Raw genomic sequence first — 541 nt, forward strand, 5'->3', positions numbered from 1 at the left:
TCTTGCCGTTGCTGTCGAGCAGGGTAAAGCGTTTTTCGGGCAGGGCAATCGCCAGGGGAATACCGGGCAGGCCGCCGCCGGCGCCCACATCCAGAAGATGGTCCGTCGTTACCCACGGCAGAATGCTCAGGCTGTCGAGCAGTTGCCGGGACACCATCACACGCTCATCACGTACAGCAGTGAGGTTGTAAGCCCGGTTCCACTTGTTAAGCAGGCCCAGAAAAGCCAGCAGCTTTTCCTGCCGATCCTCATCCAGGGACAGGCCCATCGTGGCCAGTCCATCCCGGAGTTGGCCGTGCCAGAGTGACTTGGTCATGGGCGCGGATCAGGCCGACTGTTTGCGCAGCAGGTCGCGCTTTTTCAGGTGCACCAGGATCTGGCTCACCGCCGCCGGGGTCACACCCTGGATACGTGAGGCCTGAGCCACGGTTTCCGGCCGCACGGTCTTGAGCTTCTGCTTGATCTCGTTGGACAGGCCGCCGATGACGTCATAATCCAGATCCACCGGCAGGGCGGTGTTCTCGTTTTTACGGAGCCGCTC

1 protein-coding gene and 1 pseudogene are annotated in these 541 nt (G+C 61.6%); both read right to left on the reverse strand.

All coding sequences use genetic code 11. The annotated features are described in order from the left end of the window. On the reverse strand, positions 1–316 hold a 316-nt coding region (locus tag B2W52_RS02335; RefSeq protein WP_286801111.1), incomplete at its 3' end, for a 16S rRNA (guanine(527)-N(7))-methyltransferase RsmG. 9 nt (positions 317–325) lie between these two features. After that, positions 326–541, reverse strand: a pseudogene (gene gidA / locus B2W52_RS02340) (tRNA uridine-5-carboxymethylaminomethyl(34) synthesis enzyme MnmG); the annotation flags it as partial.

The sequence above is a fragment of the Marinobacter sp. UBA2498 genome (genome assembly GCF_002341575.1).
GTDB classification, from domain to species: domain Bacteria; phylum Pseudomonadota; class Gammaproteobacteria; order Pseudomonadales; family Oleiphilaceae; genus Marinobacter; species Marinobacter manganoxydans.